Raw genomic sequence first — 19,493 nt, 5'->3', positions numbered from 1 at the left:
GGCTCCCGCCAGCGTAGCGCGATATTACTTGAGCTTGGCTTGCGGCAACAAGCGGAGGAAATTCCCCCTGTCGGCGATCGGAAACACTTCGTGCAAAGAGACAGCCGCACGCCGGCGAGGGCCGGATCGTGCGGCATCAGCGGGCAAGCGCGGCAGAAAGACCGCCTGCCGTGCCTATTTGAGGCCGACGTTCATGAATTGCGTCGGGCCGAACGGGTCGATCTTGAAACCCACCACGTTCTTGCTGATCGGCTGATAGACCGTGGAATGGGCAATCGGCGTAAACGGCACCTGGTCTTTGAAGATTTCCTGGGCCTGCATATAGGCTTTAGTACGCTCCGCCATATCGGTGGTGCCACGGCCTTTTTTGATCAGATCGTCGTAAGGCTTGTAGCACCATTTGGCAAAATTACTGCCATTCACCGCGTCGCAGCCCAGCAATACGGCAAGCCAGTTATCCGGATCGCCATAATCGCCGGTCCAGCCGATCAGCATCGCCTCATGCTCGCCCTGATGACCGCGGCGAATGTACTCACCCCATTCATAGGTGCCGATTTTCACTTTGACGCCGATCTTCGCCCAATCGGCTTGCAGCATTTCCGCCATCAGCCGCGCGTTCGGGTTATACGGCCGTTGCACCGGCATCGCCCACAGCGTGAGGTCGAAGCCGTCGGGATAACCCGCCTGTTTCAGCAGCGCTTTCGCTTTTTCGACGTCGTATGGCGCGTCTTTCAGGTTCTTGTCGTAGCCCCACTGCGTCGGCGGCATCGGATTGGTCGCCGGCTGGCCGGCGCCCTGGTAGACCGACTCGATAATCGCTTTCTTGTGAATCGCCATATCGAGCGCGCGGCGCACCAGCACGTTGTCGAGCGGTTTTTTCGTGGTGTTGTACGCGATATAGCCGAGGTTGAAGCCCACCTCGTTCGGCATCGCAAGCGATGGGTCGGCTTTAACCGCCGGAATATCGGCGGGCCGCGGATACGCCATCACCTGGCATTCGCCGCGTTTCAACTTTTGCAGACGCACCGCAGGATCGACGGTAATCGCGAATATGAGTTTGCTGACTTTGACCACGCCCGGCTTCCAGTAGTCGGGATTACCGTCGAAGCGAATCGTGTCGTCCTTCGTATAGCTGCGGAAAATGAATGGGCCGGTGCCGACCGGATATTGATTGATATCGGACGCTTTACCCGCCTTCAATAGTTGATCCGCATATTCCGCCGACAGGATCGACGCGAATGGCATCGCGATTTGCTGCAGGAACGGCGCGTCGACCTCCTTCAACGTGAAGCGCACCGTGTAGGGATCGACCTTCTCGATCTTCGTGATGTTTTTCGCCAGGCCTAAATCGGTGAAATACGGAAACGGCACCGCGTACGCCTTGCGGAATGGCTGATCGGGATCAAGCATTCGCTCGTAGGTGAAGACGACATCGTCGGCGTTGAATTCGCGCGTCGGCTTGAAGAACGACGTCGTCTGGAATTTCACGCCGTGGCGCAGATGGAACGTATAGGTCAGGCCGTCCGGCGACACCTCCCATGTTTCGGCGAGGCCCGGTTCGATATCGGTGCTGCCGTGCGCGAACTCGATCAGCCGGTTGTAGACCGTGTACGAACCCGCGCTGAATTCGACGCTCGTCGTGTATTGCGCGGTGTCGAAGCCCGCCGGGCTGCCTTCGGAGCAGAACACGAGGGTCTTGTCGGGCAGCGTGGCCGCGTGCGACGCGACGGGCGCCATGCCGCTCGCGGCGACCGCGAAAGCGGCAAGAGCGGGCAGGCAGAACTGGTGAAGCGCAAACAGCCTCTGTGACACTGTCATATCGTCCTCCGCACAGCAGCCGGGTCAGCTGCGCTTCGATCATAGACAGCACAAAAATGAGCTTCAACAGGGACTTACCACGTCGCGCGCAGCGCAGCCGTATGTGCGCGGCGATCTTTTTTGAAATAACCGGCGCGAGATAATGGCCGATTTAGGCGACTCTTTAATTGGCATCATGACCTCGTACCAATTCACCAACAACTGGTTCGACGCCCTCGCCAAAGGCGTGTGGGATCAGTTGATGACGCACCATGCGCCCGCGAGGATTCTCGAAATCGGTTCGTACGAAGGCGCGAGCGCCTGCTATCTGATCGACACGCTGGCGCCTCGCCAGCCCATCGAACTGCATTGCATCGATAGCTGGGAAGGCGGCATCGAACACCAGGCGGGCGGCGTCGCGCCAGCCGACATGAGCGCGGTCGAGGCGCGCTTTCATCACAATGTGACGCTCGCGGCCGGCAAATATCCGGGCCGCGCGCAGCTCACGGTACACAAGGGGTATTCGGACGAATGCCTCGCGCGTTTGATCGCCGCGGGCAGGAAGGGTTACTTCGACTTCGTGTATGTCGACGGGTCGCACCAGGCGGCCGACGTGCTGGCCGATGCCGTGCTTGGCTTCAGGCTGTTGAAGGTGGGCGGCGTCATCGTGTTCGACGACTACCTGTGGTCGGAGCAGTTGCCGTCAGGGAAAGACCCGCTGCGTTGCCCGAAGCCCGCGATCGACGCGTTCGTCAATCTGAACTTTCGCAAGCTGGAGCTACTGTCCGCGCCGTTGTATCAGCTCTATGTGCGGAAGGTGTCGGACTAGTCCGCGCGGCCGTTGCAGCCGCGCGGATTGCTTACTGCCTGCTGCTTGAGCGCTTGATTACGCGCCGAGCCGTTCGCAGATCGCCTTGGTCGCCGCGGCGCCGTTCAGCGTATAGAAATGCAGCCCCGGCACCTTCGCGTCGATCAGCCGTTGGCACAGGTCCGTTACCACATCGAGCCCGAACGCGCGAATCGACTCGCGGTCGTCGCCGAAGCTCTCCAGCCGGCGTGCGACCCAGCGCGGCACTTCGGCGCCGCACATTTCGGAGAAGCGCATCAGCTGCGAGAAGTTCGTGATCGGCATGATGCCCGGCACGATCGGCACATCGACGCCGAGCTTGCGCGCGTCGTCGACGAAACGGAAATATGCGTCGGCGTTGAAGAAGTACTGCGTGATCGCCGAATTCGCGCCCGCCTTTACCTTGTTCGCGAAGTTTTCCAGATCGTGACGCGGCGAGCGCGACTGCGGATGGTATTCCGGATAACCGGCCACCTCGATCCAGAACCAGTCGCCGAACTCGGCGCGGATGAAGCTCACCAGTTCCGACGCGTAGCGCAGTTCGCCTACCTCGCCCATGCCGGACGGCAGATCGCCGCGCAGCGCGACGATGTGGCGAATGCCATGCGCGCGGTACTCGTTGAGGATCGCGCGAAGGCTCTCTTTCGACGAGCCGATGCACGACACGTGCGGCGCCGCCTCGAGCCCTTCCTTCGCCATGTCGACGACGGTATCGAGCGTGCCCTGTTGCGTCGAGCCGCCGGCGCCGAACGTGACGGACACGAACTTGGGCTTGAGCGACGCGAGTTGTGCGCGCGTGGCGCGCAGCTTGTCGACGCCTTCCTGCGTTTTCGGCGGGAAGAATTCGAATGAAAGTTCGATCGGGTTCATGATTCAGTAAGTCAACCTAAGCTGCGGTTGCCGAAAATGAGCGCGGACAGCAGCCACGAAACAATGCTGTACAGAATCGAGCCGAAGAACGCCGACCAGAATCCCGACACTTCGAAGCCCTTCAGCAGCGACGCGCACAGCCAGAAGCACAGCGCATTGACCACCAGGATGAAGAGTCCGAGCGTGAGAATCGTGACGGGCAGCGTCAGCAGGATCAGCACCGGGCGCAGGATCGTGTTGATCAACCCGAGCACCACCGCGACCAGCAAAGCGGTGCCGAAGCTGCGGATATGGATCGACGGAACGAGATAGGTGATGATCAGCAGCGCAAGCGCGTTGATCAGCCAGGTCAACAGCACGGTCATGTAGAGCTCCTTGTCGGCAGGATGTCCATTAACGGAAGAAGCACGGAAAAAGGCGGGGCATGGCGAACAAAGCGGCGCATTACGCGCCGCCCTGTCTTCAAACCGTCATGCGAAACCCGCCCGCGTGCTTAATAACGGTAGTGGTTCGGCTTGAACGGGCCGTTCTTGTCGACGCCGATGTAGCCGGCCTGATCGTCGGACAGCACGGTCAGGGTCGCGCCGATGCGCGCCAGATGCAGACGGGCGACCTTCTCGTCCAGATGCTTCGGCAGCACGTACACCTTGTTCTCGTACTTCTTGCCCTGCGTGAACAGTTCGATCTGCGCGAGCGTCTGGTTCGTGAACGAGTTCGACATCACGAACGACGGGTGGCCCGTCGCGCAACCCAGGTTCACGAGGCGGCCTTCAGCCAGCAGGATCACGCGCTTGCCGTCCGGGAAAATGATGTGGTCGACTTGCGGCTTGATGTTGTCCCACTGGTACTGACGGGTCGACGCGACATCGATTTCCGAATCGAAGTGACCGATGTTGCAGACGATCGCGTTGTGACGCATCGCCTTCATGTGGTCGTGGCCGATCACGTGGTAGTTGCCGGTGGCCGTCACGAAGATGTCGGCCTTGTCGGCGGCGTATTCCATCGTCACGACGCGGTAGCCTTCCATCGCCGCCTGCAGCGCGCAGATCGGATCGATTTCGGTGACCCACACGGTCGCGCCCAGACCGCGCAGCGATTGCGCGCAGCCCTTGCCCACGTCGCCGTACCCGGCGACCACGGCGATCTTGCCCGCGATCATCACGTCGGTCGCGCGCTTGATGCCGTCGACGAGCGACTCACGGCAGCCATACAGGTTGTCGAACTTCGACTTGGTGACCGAGTCGTTGACGTTGATCGCCGGGAACGGCAGGCGGCCTTCCTTTTCCATCTGATACAGACGGTGTACGCCGGTCGTGGTTTCTTCCGTCACGCCCTGGATGTGCGACAGACGCGTCGAGTACCAGGTCGGGTCCGCGTCGAGGTGCTTCGCGATCGACTTGTACAGCGCAACTTCTTCTTCGTTGGTCGGCTTCGAGATGACCGAACGGTCTTTCTCGGCCTTCGAGCCAAGGATCAGCAGCAACGTGGCGTCGCCGCCGTCGTCGAGGATCATGTTGGCGAATTCGCCATTCGGCCATTCGAAGATGCGGTGCGAGAATTCCCAGTATTCGTCGAGCGATTCGCCCTTGAACGCGAACACCGGCGTGCCGGCTTGCGCGATGGCCGCAGCGGCGTGATCCTGGGTCGAGAAGATGTTGCACGATGCCCAGCGGACGTCGGCGCCGAGCGCGGTGAGCGTCTCGATCAGTACGCCGGTCTGGATCGTCATGTGCAGCGAACCTGCGACGCGCGCGCCCTTCAGCGGCTGCTGCGCCTTGTACTCTTCACGCGTTTGCATGAGACCGGGCATTTCCGTCTCGGCAATGGTGAGTTCCTTGCGACCCCAGTCGGCAAGCGACATGTCGGCAACGATGAAATCTTTGGAAGCTTGCGAATCGATAACTGCGGCGTTCATCACGCCCTCCTTTCTAAGAAATTGACTAGAAATTTGACGTGAGCGCGGTTCGATGCGGTGGATAGGACAGCGCGATGCGCATCCGAGCCCTCCGATTGAAGCCTTCGAGCCTGGCGGGCGGCCGGCGAATATGCTGATTCGCGGTACCCGTCGCAACGCTCCTCGAAGACGAACGGCGATTGTAGCAAATCGAGATGGCTTCGGGGCGTGCGGGCGCGGGGTGGATTGCGGCGGGGCGGGTTGGGGTGTGGAGCGTGGCGAAGAGGCCCGCGTGACAGGCGTCAGCGTTCGATTACCCGCGCCGCGCGCAAGCGCCCGACGCCCTCGCGAGCGGTGTCGAGGAACTGCCGGGAGAAGCGGAATGCATCGGCGATATCGGCCTCGGCTGGAATCTGCAGCCCCAGCGCGACGCGGAAGTAGCGTTCGGCATGGATGCCTGCGTGGTAATGCATGCGCACGCGCTTCACGTCGTCGAGACGCGGGTTGCCGAAAATCTCGCGCAGCGCCCACGAAAATGCGCCGTCTTCGCCGCCCAGGCGTCGAAACGCATCGTCCATCGGGAAGCCGCCGAGCGCCGCGTACACCGCACGGCGGATGATCAGGCTGCTCGGCACCGTATTGCTGAGGGTCTGCGCATGTGCCGCGAAGTCGGGATGCGCGGTGAGTTCGACGGGAAAATCCGTGTACTCGACGTCGAGCCGCACTGAGACTTCCGCCGGATTCTGCGCGAGGAACGCGCTTGCGGCGCTCAATGCGCCGGGCAGGTATTCGTCGTCGGCGTCGAGGAAGGCGAGCAGATCGTGCGCGGCGTGCAGCGCACCCCAGTTGCGCGCCCGCGCGGCGCCGCCGTTATACGGCATGCGCAACAGACCCACACGCGGATCGAGGCGGCCGTAATGAGCGACGATCTCCACGGACGCATCGGTCGAACCGTCGTCCACCACGACGATTTGCGCCGCTTCAGGTTGGATCAGGCAGCTTTGCAAAGCGCGAGCGAGCGTGGCCGCGCCGTTGTAGCAGGGAATGAGGATCGAGATGGGCGTCATGAGTTGAAGCGGGCGGGTCGACGGTGGAAAGCCGTCGATGTTATCCGGCTTCTCGCGGCGTCCATCTTGAAAACGCCGAGGCTTGACGACCTGAGCGACGGGCCGCAGCCTCAAATTGGCAGCAGCCCCAGCATCGGCGCGAGCAGCACCATCACGACGCCGGCGATCATCATGGTCAGACTGGCGACCACGCCCTCTTCGCTACCGAGTTCGCGTGCCTTGGCGGTGCCCACGCCGTGGGCCGCCGCACCGAACAGCGCACCGCGCGCGAGCCGCGTGCGCAGCGGCACGAGGCCCAGCACGAGTTCGCCGAAGAGCATCCCGCAGACACCCGTGGCGATCACGAAGAGCGCGGTGAGATCCCGCGGCGCGTGAATCCGGTCGGAGACAGCGAGCGCGAACGGCGTCGACACCGAGCGGGTCATCAGGCTGCGTTGCAGCTCCGGCGACAGATGCAGCAGCTTCGCGAGCATCAACGAGCCGCCAACGGCCACGACGATCCCCACCGTCACGCCGACCGTCAGCGAAATCCAGTGCCGCTTCAGCAATTCACGGTATTCGTAGATGGGTACCGCAAACGCGACCGTCGCGGGCCCGAGCAGCCACATCAGCCAGCGCGTGTCCTGGAAGTAGACGGCATACGGAATGTGCGCGAGCACGACAATCGCCGCGAGCACGGCCGGCACCGCCAGCAGCGGCGTCAGCCACGGTGATCTGAAGCGCGCGTACAGCGCCTTGGACGCAAAATACAGCGCCACCGTCAGCACGAAACAGCCGGCTGCGATCAGACGCGAGGCATCGTCGGCGAACAGGGACGAATAGAGCGTGCTCATCGAGGCGCCTTGGGCAGAAATGGCAGATCAGGAAAACTCAGGCGCGCGCCGCGTGCCGCGCGACCATCACGCGGCGCAGCGCGAGGCGCCGCTCGAGACGGGCGGCCTGCTCGACCGCGAAGGCCACCGCGATCATCACCATCAGCGTGCCGCCGACCACCACCAGCGCGAGACGCCAGCCGTCCTCGCGGAACAGGCCGCCGTACTGCACGGCGGCAACCGCGGCCGGAATGAAGAACAACAGCATGTCGGACAGCAGCCAGTCCGCGCCGGCCTTGATCCAGCGCGGTGCGATACCGCCGCAGAACAGCAGCGCGAGCAACGCGACCAGGCCGACCACACCGCCCGGCACCGGCAGATGGAGCATGCGCACGGCGAAATCGGCGACGACCCACAGACCCGCCAGCGCGGCGCTTTGCACGACGATCCGCGCGACGCGCAGCGCACCGCTGGCGCGGCGAGCGTAGGCACGGGCGATATCAGCGGGAACGGGCGTCGTCATGGCAATCCCTGGGTGACTTCGAATGAAAGCCAGTATAGGTTGCACCGCAGCATAAATATAATGACTTACAATCATTCAAATCATTCCAATTTGGAATTCCGGAGGCCGGGATCGTGGAACTACGTGCGCTGCGGTATTTCGTCGAAGTGGTTCGTCAAAAGAGTTTCACCGTCGCGGCCGAGCAGATGTTCGTCACGCAGCCGACCATCAGCAAGATGGTCAAGTCGCTGGAGGACGAGATCGGCTCGCCGCTATTGCTGCGCGACGGCCGTCAGATGGTGCTGACCGATGCCGGCCGCATCGTCTACCAGCGCGGTCAGGACGTGCTGGCGGCGCACGCGCAATTGCAGGCCGAACTGAACGATCTCGACACGCTCGGCCGCGGCGAACTCACCATCGGCATTCCGCCGATGGGCGGTTCGCTTTTCACGCCTGCCATTGCCGCGTTCCGCCAGCGTTATCCGAAGATCGAGCTGAAGCTTTTCGAGCAGGGTTCGCGCGCCATCGAAGCGGCGCTGATCAACGGCGAGCTGGAGCTGGGCGGTGTGCTGCAACCGGTCGACCCGGAGAACATCGAGGTGCTGCCGATGACGCGCCAACTGCTCTGGCTCGTCGCGCGTACCGGCTCGCCCTGGGATCACTTGCACGAGGTGCCGCTCGCGCAACTCGCCAACGAACCGTTCGTGTTCTACGGCGAGAGCCTCGCGCTCAACGACGTGGTGCTGAACGCGTGCCGCACGGCGGGGTTTGCGCCGACCATCGTCGGGCGAAGCGGGCATTGGGATTTCATGGCGGCGCTAGTGCTGGCCGGCGTCGGCATCGCGTTGCTGCCGGCGCCGTATTGCCGCCGGCTCGACCCGGCGCAGTTCACCTGTCTACCGGTGGTCGACCCGGAGATTCGATGGGAAATGGCGATCGGCTGGCGACGCAACGGTTATCTGTCGCATGCCGCGCGCGCATGGCTCGACGTCGCGCGCGAGGCGTTGCCCGGCCAGGCCGGCGACGATTTCATGCTGGGTCCGGGCATCGGCATGACGGGCATCGCCGCGCCGACGCGGACTCCGCCCGCCGAATGACGGAATGCCCGCGCGTGCCCCGGGAAATTACTGCTGCGCGACGAACTCGATGCGGCGGTTGGTGAAGCGCCCGCCCGCCGTGTCGTTGCTCGTGACCGGATTCGCATCGCCGTAACCTTGCGCGATCAGCGAGTCGGCCGGCACGCCTGCGTTGACGAGATACGCGCGAACCGCCTCGGCGCGCTTCTTCGACAGTTGCAGATTGGCTTGCGCGTCGCCGACGTTGTCCGAATAGCCGGCCACTTCGAGCCGCACCGACTTGCCGTTGTGCGCACAGGCGTTCAGCCCCCGCGCCGACTGGTTCAGGTCTTCCACTGCCGAGGCCGGCACACGGGCGCTCGCGCTCGCGAAGTTGATCACCTGCAGATTCAGCACCTTGACGATGTCCGCCGCCACGCACGTGCTGTCGGGCGTGAACAGACCCTTGACCGCGCTGCGGAAGTTTTCGGTGGCGTCGGCGACGGCGTGCGCGACATCGAATGATCCGATCTGATACGACGCGCCGAACAGCGACTTCAACTTGTCGAGCCAGCCGAGCTTCGCGTCGGTCGCACTGCCGCTCAGTTCGACGCGTGTGCCGTCCACTTTCACTTCCGCGCCCGGCAGAGACATCAGCGGCAACAGGCCGTCGAGATGCGCGAGCCAGTCGGCGGGCTTCACTTGCGGATCGACCGTGATGTTCTGGGCGAAGTTGGCGACGCCGAGACGCTTCGTCAGTTGGTCGATCAACTGCGTCTTTTGCGCTTCGCTGCCGAGCGTGGCGGTGAGCGCCGGCTTGCCTGCGGCATTGACGGTAAAGGCGAGCTGGCTGTCTTTGGCCGGCTCGGCCGCGGCGGCTGGCGCACTGGCGGCGCTCGTCGCGGTGGCGGCGCTGGCTTCAACCGTCGACGCGGCGGCATCGCTGCTCGCTGCCGTGGCGGTGGCTGCCGTCGCCGACGCTACGCCCGCTGCGGAAGCGGGCTGCACAGCGACAGCGGTTTGCGCACCGCTAGTTGCGAAGAGTGCCTCGCCGCCTGACTCGCCGTGGCAGCCGCGCAAAAACAGAAAAGCCAGCACGGCCGCGACGGCCGCCAGCAGCCACCAGAGCCACGCGTGCGACCGGCGCTCTTCGCGCATCACCGCGTCCGCAGGTACCTGGATCGGCGCCAGCATTTCCGGCACCGGCTTGCCGGCCGGTGTCGGCTGGTCGATATGCGCCGATACCGCCTTGAGTTGCGACAGGATGCTGCCGGCGAACGCGCTCAGGCCGCCCGCGCCCAGCGCGCCTAGCAGGTGGTCGTTCAGATACGGCGTGATGACGGGAAGCTGCTGGCTCAGCAGAGCCGGCAACTGACCGACATTGCCCCGGCCGTCGAGAAGATGCCGCTTGAGCACGCCGAACAGCGTTGCGCCCACAATGCCCGTGATCGCATGCGCGGCGTGCGCGGGCGCGCCGGTTTGCCGGGCGACCTCGTCGCTGACCAGATCGGCTGGGCGATTGAGCCCGCGTTCGAGCAGTTGCCGCCCGACGGTTTCCAGCTGGGTCAAACCGCTCGTGCTGGCGAGCAGATGCGGCAACTGTTCGGCGATGTGCCCGTTCACTTCCGATGAAAGGATCGTCGTGAACAGCGAGCGCGCACCTTCGAGCGTCGCACCCTTGTTCATCAGGCCTGCGACGAGCGCCGGGCCGGTGGCAGTCAACGCCTTCTGGGCGGTTTCCGCCGGCAGCCCCAGGCGGGCGCCGAGTTGCCGCACGACATCGTCTGTCAGCACGGACTGAACCAACTGAATCACATTGAGACTCATCGCTTCGCTTCCTTGAGATTCCGGGCGCGCCACATGACGCGCTCTTTTTCGCGGCGCGATTATAGGAGCTGGGGAATCTCAAAATCGAAGCTGGACAATTTATGACAATTGACCGACGTTGTCCGAATTTGTCCTAGGAAAGAAAACAGATTGAGGCATTTTGATGAGCCTCAGGCGACCCGCGCCGCCGCGCCGCCGATGCCCGTTAGCGACGTGCTCAGCCTCGTCGCACCATCGCGGCGGCTGGCCGTGATCAGCTCGGCCGCGCGCTCGCCGATCATCACCGTCGGCGCATTCGTGTTGCCGCCGATCAGCGTCGGCATCACCGAGGCATCGACGATCCGCAAGCCGCTCACGCCGCGCACCCGCAGTTGCGGATCGACCACCGAGCGGGCATCGCCGCCCATCCGGCAGGTCGCCACCGGGTGGTAGATCGTATCCGCGTGCCCGGCGATGGTTTGGCGCAATTGCGCGTCCGACTGCCGCGCATGCGTGTACAACTCGGCGCCGCCGTGCAGCGCGAGCGACGGCGCATCGAGAATGCGCCGCGCCATCTTCACGCCGTCCACCAGCAGATCGAGATCGCGCGCGTCGCTGAAAAAACGTGGATCGATGACCGGCGCGGTACGCGCATCGGCACCCGCGAGCGTCACCGCGCCCCGGCTGTGGGGGCGCAACACGCACACGTGCAGCGAGTAGCCGTGGCCCCAATGCATGTGGCGGTTGTGATCGTCGACGATCGCCGCGCAGAAATGCAGTTGCAGATCGGGCCGGGTGAGCGTCGGCCAGCTCTTCAGAAAACCGCCCGCCTCGGCGACGTTGCTCGACAGCATGCCGCGCCCGTGGCGCATGAAAGTGACGAACTGCGGCAGCATCCGCGCAATCCCGCGCACCGAAAAGCCGGTCGGCTCGATCGACGCAACCCGCTTGTTGATCGTGAAATCGACGTGATCGATCAGGTTCTGGCCGACCTCCGGCGCGTCGTGCAGCACGGCAATGCCGAGCGACTGCAGATGCGCCGCCGGCCCGATGCCCGAGCACATCAGCAGTTGCGGCGAATTGAACGCGCCCGCCGCCAGCACCACCTCGGCGCGCGCTTCCAGCGTGTCGGCGTGGCCGCCGCGCACGATCTCGACGCCGCTCGCGCGTTTGCCGTCGAAGGTCACGCGCAGCACGGTCGCGTCGGCGATCGTATGCAGATTGGGGCGCGCGCGGTCGTAGATATAAGCGCGCGCGACGCTGCAGCGGCGGCCGTCGCGCTGCGTCACCTGATAGAAGCCGATGCCTTCCTGGTCCGCGCCGTTGAAATCGAGATTCGGTTTGTAGCCGGCTTCGAGCGCGGCCTGCACGAAGCGCGTCGAGAACGGATTGCGGTAGCGCAAGTCGGAAACGGTGAGCGGGCCGGCGTCGCCATGCCACGCATCGGCGCCGCGCTCGTTGCCTTCGGCGCGGCGGAAATACGGCAGCACCTCCGCCCACGACCAGCCATCGCAACCGAGCTGCGCCCATTCGTCGTAATCGAGCGGATGGCCGCGCGTGTAGATCATCGCATTGATCGCGCTCGATCCACCGACGCCGCGCCCGCGCGGCTGATAGCCTTGCCGGCCGCCGAGGCCCGGCTGCGGCGTCGTCAGATAGCCGTAGTTGGTTTTGAGTTTGTTGGGCACCACGGCCGCCACGCCGACCGGCATGTTCACGAACAGATTGCGGTCGGTGTGCGGACCGGCTTCGATCAGAGCGATCGTCGCATCGGGACAGCTATCCGCGAGCCGGCTCGCCAGCGCGCATCCCCCCGAGCCCGCGCCGACAACGATGTAGTCGTATTGCATCCGCTCCTCCTGATGGGCCGCGTTGCTCGCGCACCCTGTCTCGTGCACACTTGTCTACGTGTGTTTCACCGGCATTGTAGGGAGCGTGCCGGGGCCGCGGCGGCTTCACGCCAGAGCGATTCCTCTAAACGCAAGCGCGGCCGCGCCCCTATGATGAAAGACGCGCGCACGCCCGCCAACCGGCCGCGCACGTCATTCAAACAGGGCGCGGCAGGCGCCCTCGCCCAGCGTGCGGCACGACACGCGGCGATTAAACGGCACACCGTCGCAGCCCCCGTCGATCAGCACCGGCGAGCCTGCGGTGAACGGAGACAGCACATGGAACGGCATCACTTCGGCCAGACGCACGACGTGACGAATCAGGTCCCGCCGCTCGCGGACTACAACCTCTTTTCCAGCGACGTCGCGTTGTCCGCCGCCCTCGAACGCGATGGCGCCGGCTGGCATCGCGAAGCGCTGCTGCGGCATGGCGCGGCGCTCACCACCCCCGAGACGCTCGCGCTCGCCGAACTGGCCAACCGTCACACGCCCGAGCTGGTCACGCACAGCCCGCGCGGCGAGCGCATCGACGCGCTGGAGTTTCATCCCTCGTGGCATACGCTGCTTTCGCTATTGCGACGCGAAGGACTGCATGCGCTGCCGTTCTCCGATCCGCAACGCGGCGCGATGGCCGCACGCTGCGCCGGCTACTTCCTGCATGCGCAGCTCGAATCCGGCTCGCTCTGTCCGTTGACGATGACCTTCGCCAGCATCCCGGTATTGCAGCGCGAGCCCGGCTTGTTCGATACGTTGCGCGACAAGCTCTACGCCCGCGAGCATGATCCGCGCGACGTGCCGCTCACGCAGAAGACGTCCGCGATGATTGGCATGGGCATGACCGAGAAGCAGGGCGGCTCGGACGTGCGCACCAATCAGACCCACGCGCATGCGCTCGCCGCCGGGGGCCGCGACGGCGCCTACCGGCTCGTCGGGCACAAGTGGTTTTTCTCCGCGCCGCAGTGCGACGCCCATCTCGTGCTCGCGCGCACCGACGATCACACGGGCCTGTCGTGCTTTTACGTGCCGCGTTTCGCGCCGGACGGCCGCAAGAACACCGTGCAGATCCAGCGTCTAAAAGACAAGCTCGGCAATCGCTCGAATGCGAGCAGCGAGGTCGAATTCCTCGACGCGTTCGGCATCATGATCGGCGAAGAAGGGCGCGGTGTGCCGACCATCATCGAAATGGCGAACTACACGCGGCTCGACTGCGTGATCGGCAGCGCGGCGTTGATGCGCGCGGCGCTGGTGCAGGCGATTCACCATGCGCGCCATCGCAGCGCGTTCGGCCGGCAGTTGGCCGACCAGCCGCTGATGCGCAACGTACTGGCCGATCTCGCCCTGGAGTCCGAAGCGGCGACGGTGCTGTTCATGCGCCTCGCGCACGCGTTCGAAGCGTCCGCCGACACTTCGTCCAGCTCACCGGCCGAGCGCGCGTGGCGGCGCATCGTCACGCCAGCGGCAAAGTACTGGGTTTGCAAGCGCACGCTGGAATTCACCGGCGAAGCGATGGAAGTCTGGGGCGGCAACGGCTACGTCGAAACCGGTCCGATGGCGCGCTTCTATCGTGAAGCGCCGGTGAATTCGATCTGGGAAGGCTCCGGCAACGTGATGTGCCTCGACGTGCTGCGCGCGCTGGAGCGTGAGCCGGAGGCGGCGCATGCGCTGTTCGCCGCGTGGCAGGCGCAGGCGGGCGCGCATCCGGCGTTGCGCGCTGCGCTCGGCAAGCTGGCCGCCACGCTCAATGGCCCGGCCGATGAGCGCGAAGCGTCGGCGCGCCGGATCGCCCAGCAGATCGTGCTGATCGCTCAGGCCACGCTGCTCGTCGAACATGCGCCCGCTGCGATCGCCGACGCGTTCATCGCCACGCGTCTCGCCGAGGGCTGCGGCGAAAGCGGCCGCGTGTACGGCACGCTGCCGGCCACGTTCGATCATGCGGCGATCGTCGAACGGGCTTTTGCCGCGTGAGATTCGGGCCTACGTCAATGAACCACGCGAAGCAGACACCGCCAGACCAATAAGCGCGATCCAACGCGCACCGTCATCCAATCAGGGAGTGGACCCGCATGAAGAACGATTTGCCCGAGCTCGCCGCGCTCGAAGCACTGCTGCGCGATCAGCGCGATGCCTACCTGCGCGCGCCGTATCCGTCATGGGACACACGCGCCACGCATCTGAAAGCGTTGCGCCGTGTCATGCTCGAGAATCGCGACGCGCTCGCCGACGCGATGAACGCGGACTTCGGCAATCGCGCGAAAGAAGAGGTGCTGCTCGCCGAGTTCCTGCTGGTGAAGGAAGAGATCGACGCCGCGCTCAGACACGGCAAACGCTGGATGAAGCCGCAGCGCCGCAGCACCAGCAAATGGCTGCTGCCGGCCCGCGCGAAGGTCGTGCCGCAGCCGCTCGGCGTGGTCGGCATTCTCGTGCCGTGGAACTATCCGGTGCTGCTCGCCGCCGGGCCGCTCATCAGCGCGCTGACCGCGGGCAATCGCGCGATCATCAAGATGTCCGAGCTGACGCCGCGAACCGCGGCGCTGTTCGAGCAGCTGATCGGCCAGACCTTCGCGCGCAATCACGTCGCGGTAGTCAATGGCGACGCGGCGCTCGGCGCCGCGTTCAGCGCGCAACCGTTCGATCACCTGCTGTTCACCGGCTCGACCAGGGTCGGCCACGAAGTGATGCGCGCGGCGGCCGAGCATCTGACGCCGGTCACGCTCGAACTCGGCGGCAAGTCGCCGGCGATCATCGGCGCGCAGGCGCGCTTTAACAACGCGGTCGACAACCTCGTCGCCGGCAAGACGCTCAACGCGGGCCAAACCTGCGTCGCGCCGGACTACGTGCTGGTGCCGCGCGGCACGGAGCAGGCGTTTGTCGACCGGGCGCGCGCGCGGATGACGAAGATGTACCCCCGCTTCGCGACCAATCCGGACTACACGTCGATCATTTCGCCGCGCCACTTCGCGCGGCTTGAGCGTCTCGCCGACGAAGCCCGCGCTGCCGGCGCGCAACTGCATGGGCTGACCGACGCCGCGCCCGATCCCGCGAGCCGCCGCTTTCCGCTGACCGTGGTCACGAACGCGCCCGACGACTGCGCGCTGATGCAGGAGGAAATTTTCGGGCCGCTGCTGCCGATCGTCCCCTACGACACGCTCGACGACGCGATCGCGTACGTCAACACGCGCCCTCGTCCGCTGGCGCTGTATCTGTACGCCGACGATGCGCCGACGATCGGGCGCGTGACGCACGAAACGATCGCGGGCGGCATGGCGGTCAACGAAACGCTGATGCACCTCGCGTGCGAAAGCCTGCCGTTCGGCGGGGTGGGCGCGAGCGGAATGGGTGCATATCACGGCTATGAAGGCTTCGTGACCTTCTCGAAGATGAAGCCGGTGCTGACGCAGTCGCGACTGAACGCGCGCGGCTGGATCGCGCCGCCGTATGGCAGGCGGGTCAACGCGTTGCTGAAGCTGATGATGCGCTTCTGACGCAACCGCCCAGACGGCGCAGCGGGCGAGCTCTAGCGCGGCGCGGCGCCGCCTTCGATCTCGGTGGCCACCACGTCGGTCACGTCCTGCGCGGTATCGGCGCCGTGTGCCGGCTCAACCTCGGCGCCGCTTTCCAGCCGATGCAGCCACGCGAGCAATTCCGCCACCGCCTGATAAAGCTGCGGCGGGATGCGCGCGTCGAGGTCCACCTGCATCAGCAGCGAGACCATCTCGGGCGCCTCGTGGACATACAGGCCCGCTTCCTTGGCCCGCTGCACGATCATCTCGGCCAGCAGCCCATAGCCTTTGGCGACCACGCGCGGTGCGGGGTCCCCGCTTTGCGTGTCGTAGACGAGCGCGGCCGCGGTGCGGCGATGTGTGCGGCTCATCAGATATCCCAGTCGAAATCGTTGCTCGGCGCGGCTGACGCGCGAGCGCCGCGCGGGTTGCGGCGGGCCGTCGTCGCGGCGTGGGCCGCCGGGCTCGCGGAGGTTGCGGAAGCCGAAGCCGCCGCCCCCGCCGTCGATGCCGAGCGTGCATAGGCCGATGCCGCCGCCTGCGCTTCCGCCGCGCTCGCCGCCGTGGCCGCGGCGCCAGGTACGCCGCCGCCGATCTCGCGGATCGTCAGGCCGTTCAGTTCGATGCCCGCCGCCGCGAGCCGCTGGCGGAAGCTCTCCCCCTGCATCGCGAGCCGCGTCGCGCCGCCCGGACTCGCCTGCACGCGTGCCACGAGCCGCATGCCGGTCAGCGTCAATTCGGCGTCGACGGTGCCGAGCGTGGGCAGCGACAGCGTCAGACGCGTGCGCCAAGGCTGGTCGTCCTCGCTCGCCATGCCGCCGCCGCTGCGGTCCCATTCGTCGCCGTCCTGTTCGATGGTCCAGTCGAGCCGCGCGCCCGGCCACGCTTCGCCGCTCCAGCGAAACTGGCCGGTCGCGAGCAGATCCAGTTGCTGCCGCACCAGCGGCACGGTCGCCGGATGCACCGCCGCGGCCATCGATTGCGAATTCTGCGCCGCGCCGGTGTCGGCCGTTTGCGGCGCCGCGCTGTGCAGCCCGGCATGCGCGGGCTGCCCGGTCAGCTCGGACAGCGAATCGGCCAGCACTTCACCGGCCACGAAACGCGCAGCCTGCGCGGTCAGGATCGACGGCATCGCGCGGGCCGTGGCGGCGTTCTCGGGTGCGCCGCTTTGCATGCCGCCATTGGAAGCGGCGCCGGCGCCCTGTCGCGTCGAGCCGTTCGGCAGCGGCGCGTCGCCCTCTTCATTGCTCCAGTCGAGCGGTAATTGCGCGGCGGCGACCAGCCTGTTTTGCGCCTCGTCGGCGAGGTCCGCCGGCGAGCGCTGGCCGGCCAGCCATTGCGCGAGATGGGCTTCGTAGAACAGACCGCTATCGCTCACGGTCCGTTCGAGCGCGGCCGTGAGCGCCGCGACCGGCACCTGGGCGGCCGCGACATTGGCGGTGGCAGCAGCAGCAGTGGCCGGATTTCCCTTCAGCGTGGTGGAAGCGGCGGTCGTGTCGAACAGCGGCAAGCCGTCGACTTCGATGTCGAGCGCCGGCGCGGCCGGCCAGATCGGTGTCTGACCGAGCACCGCCAAGGTTGCATCGCCGCCCGCATGCGCGATCGCATTGAGCGTCAGCGCGACGGCGGAGAGCGCGGTTTGCGCGGAAGGCGGCGGTGCGGACGGCACGGCCGGGGGCGTGGTAATCGGCGCGGTATCGACACCCGCCGCACCGGTTTGCGAGGTGGCCGTACTGCCCGGCGCGATGTTGAGCAGACTGTCGACCCGGCTCGTAAGCACCGAAGCGATGGCCGTGTCGATTCCGTTCATGCCGATTCCTTGGTCACATTAGCGGCAGCGCGCTCAATCTCGAATCAGTCCGGTCGGGCTTCGCGATCCGCAACGCGCGGCGCACGCACGCCGGCTCAGCGCGCGCCGTACAGTTCCTTGAGCACGCGCGTCGGCCGTCCGGCGAACAGCGCCGACAGGTTGGCCATGCGCGGATTCGCCAGATCCCGGATGGCGGCATCGTCTGCGAGGATCTGACGGATCAGCGCGTATTTGCGCAGGCGCTCGGCTTCGTCCAGCTTCACATCGGAGTCGGCCTCCTTCAACGCTTCCACCAGATGCCGGTACTCCTCCTGCAAGTGAACCAGGTCGCTCCACAGTGCGCGCCGGGCAGCCGTCAGCATGCGGCAGGAAATCGCTGCGATCGCCTCGTAGCGGGCAAAATATTCTGCGTTCGATGTCATCTCATGCTTTCCGCGGCCGGCTGGGCTGCCATCCGCGTGATCTCCGGGGCAATGCCGATCCATGCCTCTTCGAGCGTCGCCAGCAGGCCGTCGATTTCGACCAGCATCGTCTCGCTCTGTTTGATATTGGCTTCGAGCAGCCGGCGCGCCATGTAGCTGTACAGCGCGTTCAGCCGTTCCGCAATCTCGCCGCCCGCCTCAAGGTTGAGCGACTGCTGCAGCCCGCCTTCGATAATGCGAATCGCCTTGCTGATCGCCCTGCCATGCCCGGCCACGTTGCCTTGCTGCAAGTGCATCCGCGCCTGCGCGATCGCCTGCCTTGCACCCTGATACAGCAACACGATCAGACGATGCGGACTTGCGCCCATCACACCTGTCTCGACGCCGACGCGTGCATACGCATTGGCTCCAGCGTGTCCTTGGGAAAACATCGGCGCTCCTCTTCTCATACAGACTGCGGTTTGGTCGTGGCATGGCCGTCCGGAGCGTCGCAGCGCCCGAGGTTGCCCTGTACCCGTGTTATCGGATACGCAACGACAAAGCTTTAGGCCGATGTAAGGAGGATTAAGGGGCGTATCGCGCACGAGCCGACGCCACGCCGGCAGGGCTCGTCAGTCTCCATGACGAACCACGCCGGGCGCATGCGGGCCGCAACGACTGCGTCACGCCCGCGCAGGCGCGAACGGCTGAGGGTGCGCCGCCGTCGCGGGCGGCGCTGCCGGCAGTCGTGCAGGCTCGAGCAGGCTCGAGCAGGCTCAAGCAGCTTCAGGCGAGCGAGGCCGCGCGCGGCTCGCTCAGACCGCCATCTGCGCGATGTCGTTGTAGGCGGCAACCAGCTTGTTGCGCACCTGCAGGCCGAACTGGAAGCCCACGTTGGCCTTCTGCATGTCGACCATGACGTCGTTCAGCGACACGTTCGACGAGCCCAGTTCGAACGCCTGCGATTCGCCGATCGCGGTTTTCTGGTCGTTGCTGATCTTGTCGAGCGACGCCTTCAGCGCCGACGCGAAGCCGCCGGTGGTCGCCGCGCCGGACTGCTCGGCCGCCGGGCTCGTGCCGCCGGCCGCCTGCGCCGCCATCGCCTGCATCTGTTGCAGCGCCGACGAGAGCGCGTTCACGGGCATGGTCATGTTCTCTCCGTTGAATGAAGGACCGGCGGGTTATAGCCGTACTGCACAGCCGTACCGATCTGAACCGAAGCATAGCAAGCGCCCCCGTCGCA

18 protein-coding genes and 1 riboswitch are annotated in these 19,493 nt (G+C 65.4%); of the genes, 4 read left to right on the top strand and 14 right to left on the bottom strand.

The features are described from left to right. Positions 1 to 174 precede the first annotated feature (174 nt). Positions 175 to 1,818 carry an ABC transporter substrate-binding protein gene (locus PQQ53_RS02890; RefSeq protein ID WP_408140271.1) on the bottom strand — a complete coding sequence of 548 codons (1,644 nt, stop codon included), beginning with the start codon at positions 1,816 to 1,818 and terminating at the stop codon, positions 175 to 177. Positions 1,819 to 1,993: 175 nt separating this feature from the next. On the opposite strand from PQQ53_RS02890, the gene PQQ53_RS02885 reads away from it, so the two are divergent. Then, the gene (locus tag PQQ53_RS02885) at positions 1,994 to 2,626 is read left to right on the top strand and encodes a class I SAM-dependent methyltransferase (protein ID WP_408140269.1); all 633 of its coding nucleotides are present in this window, start codon (positions 1,994 to 1,996) and stop codon (positions 2,624 to 2,626) included. A 57-nt stretch (positions 2,627 to 2,683) separates the two neighbouring features. Here PQQ53_RS02885 and metF read toward each other — a convergent pair whose 3' ends face one another. From metF to PQQ53_RS02855, 6 genes are all read right to left on the bottom strand, one after another. Further along, on the bottom strand, positions 2,684 to 3,514 hold the full coding sequence (gene metF / locus PQQ53_RS02880) for a methylenetetrahydrofolate reductase [NAD(P)H] (RefSeq protein ID WP_408140267.1): 831 nt from the start codon (positions 3,512 to 3,514) through the stop codon (positions 2,684 to 2,686). A gap of 11 nt (positions 3,515 to 3,525) precedes the next feature. Beyond that, the gene (locus PQQ53_RS02875) at positions 3,526 to 3,879 is read right to left on the bottom strand and encodes a phage holin family protein (RefSeq protein ID WP_121315967.1); all 354 of its coding nucleotides are present in this window, start codon (positions 3,877 to 3,879) and stop codon (positions 3,526 to 3,528) included. A gap of 128 nt (positions 3,880 to 4,007) precedes the next feature. After that, a complete protein-coding gene (gene ahcY / locus PQQ53_RS02870) occupies positions 4,008 to 5,429 on the bottom strand; it encodes an adenosylhomocysteinase (protein ID WP_408140265.1) in 1,422 nt (473 codons plus the stop codon). Positions 5,430 to 5,462: 33 nt separating this feature from the next. Continuing rightward, a riboswitch (S-adenosyl-L-homocysteine riboswitch) is annotated at positions 5,463 to 5,599 on the bottom strand. 111 nt (positions 5,600 to 5,710) lie between these two features. After that, complete coding sequence (locus PQQ53_RS02865; RefSeq protein ID WP_408323245.1) at positions 5,711 to 6,475, bottom strand: glycosyltransferase family 2 protein; 765 nt, start codon at positions 6,473 to 6,475, stop codon at positions 5,711 to 5,713. Between the two features lie 110 nt (positions 6,476 to 6,585). After that, on the bottom strand, positions 6,586 to 7,308 hold the full coding sequence (locus PQQ53_RS02860; RefSeq protein ID WP_408140262.1) for an LrgB family protein: 723 nt from the start codon (positions 7,306 to 7,308) through the stop codon (positions 6,586 to 6,588). Positions 7,309 to 7,345: 37 nt separating this feature from the next. Further along, positions 7,346 to 7,810, bottom strand: a complete 465-nt coding sequence (locus PQQ53_RS02855; RefSeq protein ID WP_408152796.1) for a CidA/LrgA family protein — start codon at positions 7,808 to 7,810, stop codon at positions 7,346 to 7,348. Positions 7,811 to 7,923: 113 nt separating this feature from the next. Between PQQ53_RS02855 and PQQ53_RS02850 the strand changes: the two genes are divergently transcribed. Next, the gene (locus tag PQQ53_RS02850; protein WP_408152795.1) at positions 7,924 to 8,886 is read left to right on the top strand and encodes a LysR family transcriptional regulator; all 963 of its coding nucleotides are present in this window, start codon (positions 7,924 to 7,926) and stop codon (positions 8,884 to 8,886) included. A gap of 27 nt (positions 8,887 to 8,913) precedes the next feature. Here PQQ53_RS02850 and PQQ53_RS02845 read toward each other — a convergent pair whose 3' ends face one another. Then, positions 8,914 to 10,671, bottom strand: a complete 1,758-nt coding sequence (locus PQQ53_RS02845) for an OmpA family protein (RefSeq protein ID WP_408323244.1) — start codon at positions 10,669 to 10,671, stop codon at positions 8,914 to 8,916. Positions 10,672 to 10,841: 170 nt separating this feature from the next. Continuing rightward, positions 10,842 to 12,500 carry a GMC family oxidoreductase gene (locus tag PQQ53_RS02840; RefSeq protein ID WP_408323243.1) on the bottom strand — a complete coding sequence of 553 codons (1,659 nt, stop codon included), beginning with the start codon at positions 12,498 to 12,500 and terminating at the stop codon, positions 10,842 to 10,844. A gap of 318 nt (positions 12,501 to 12,818) precedes the next feature. Between PQQ53_RS02840 and PQQ53_RS02835 the strand changes: the two genes are divergently transcribed. Further along, positions 12,819 to 14,504, top strand: coding sequence for an isovaleryl-CoA dehydrogenase (locus PQQ53_RS02835; RefSeq protein WP_408323242.1), 1,686 nt, complete (start codon positions 12,819 to 12,821; stop codon positions 14,502 to 14,504). Positions 14,505 to 14,602: 98 nt separating this feature from the next. Next, the gene (locus PQQ53_RS02830) at positions 14,603 to 16,021 is read left to right on the top strand and encodes a coniferyl aldehyde dehydrogenase (RefSeq protein WP_408323241.1); all 1,419 of its coding nucleotides are present in this window, start codon (positions 14,603 to 14,605) and stop codon (positions 16,019 to 16,021) included. Positions 16,022 to 16,053: 32 nt separating this feature from the next. Here the strand turns inward: PQQ53_RS02830 and PQQ53_RS02825 are convergent, their stop codons facing one another. From PQQ53_RS02825 to fliE, 5 genes are all read right to left on the bottom strand, one after another. Further along, a complete protein-coding gene (locus PQQ53_RS02825; RefSeq protein ID WP_408152789.1) occupies positions 16,054 to 16,410 on the bottom strand; it encodes an EscU/YscU/HrcU family type III secretion system export apparatus switch protein in 357 nt (118 codons plus the stop codon). After that, positions 16,410 to 17,849 (bottom strand): flagellar hook-length control protein FliK, encoded by a 1,440-nt coding sequence (gene fliK / locus PQQ53_RS02820; protein ID WP_408323240.1) that lies wholly within the window; start codon positions 17,847 to 17,849, stop codon positions 16,410 to 16,412. Before fliK ends, PQQ53_RS02825 begins: the two co-directional genes overlap by 1 nt. Before the next feature lie 95 nt (positions 17,850 to 17,944). Beyond that, entirely contained in the window at positions 17,945 to 18,271 is a 327-nt protein-coding gene (locus tag PQQ53_RS02815) for a flagellar protein FliT (RefSeq protein ID WP_168663332.1), read from the bottom strand. Next, positions 18,268 to 18,702 carry a flagellar export chaperone FliS gene (gene fliS, locus PQQ53_RS02810; protein WP_408140242.1) on the bottom strand — a complete coding sequence of 145 codons (435 nt, stop codon included), beginning with the start codon at positions 18,700 to 18,702 and terminating at the stop codon, positions 18,268 to 18,270. Before fliS ends, PQQ53_RS02815 begins: the two co-directional genes overlap by 4 nt. 363 nt (positions 18,703 to 19,065) lie before the next feature. Further along, positions 19,066 to 19,401 carry a flagellar hook-basal body complex protein FliE gene (gene fliE / locus PQQ53_RS02805; RefSeq protein WP_408140239.1) on the bottom strand — a complete coding sequence of 112 codons (336 nt, stop codon included), beginning with the start codon at positions 19,399 to 19,401 and terminating at the stop codon, positions 19,066 to 19,068. Positions 19,402 to 19,493 lie beyond the last annotated feature (92 nt).

Source organism: Paraburkholderia strydomiana, from assembly GCF_046030495.1.
Taxonomy (GTDB): domain Bacteria; phylum Pseudomonadota; class Gammaproteobacteria; order Burkholderiales; family Burkholderiaceae; genus Paraburkholderia; species Paraburkholderia strydomiana_A.
The sequence above is the reverse complement of the archived record's forward strand: the minus strand, read 5'-3'. Positions and strand labels throughout refer to the sequence as shown.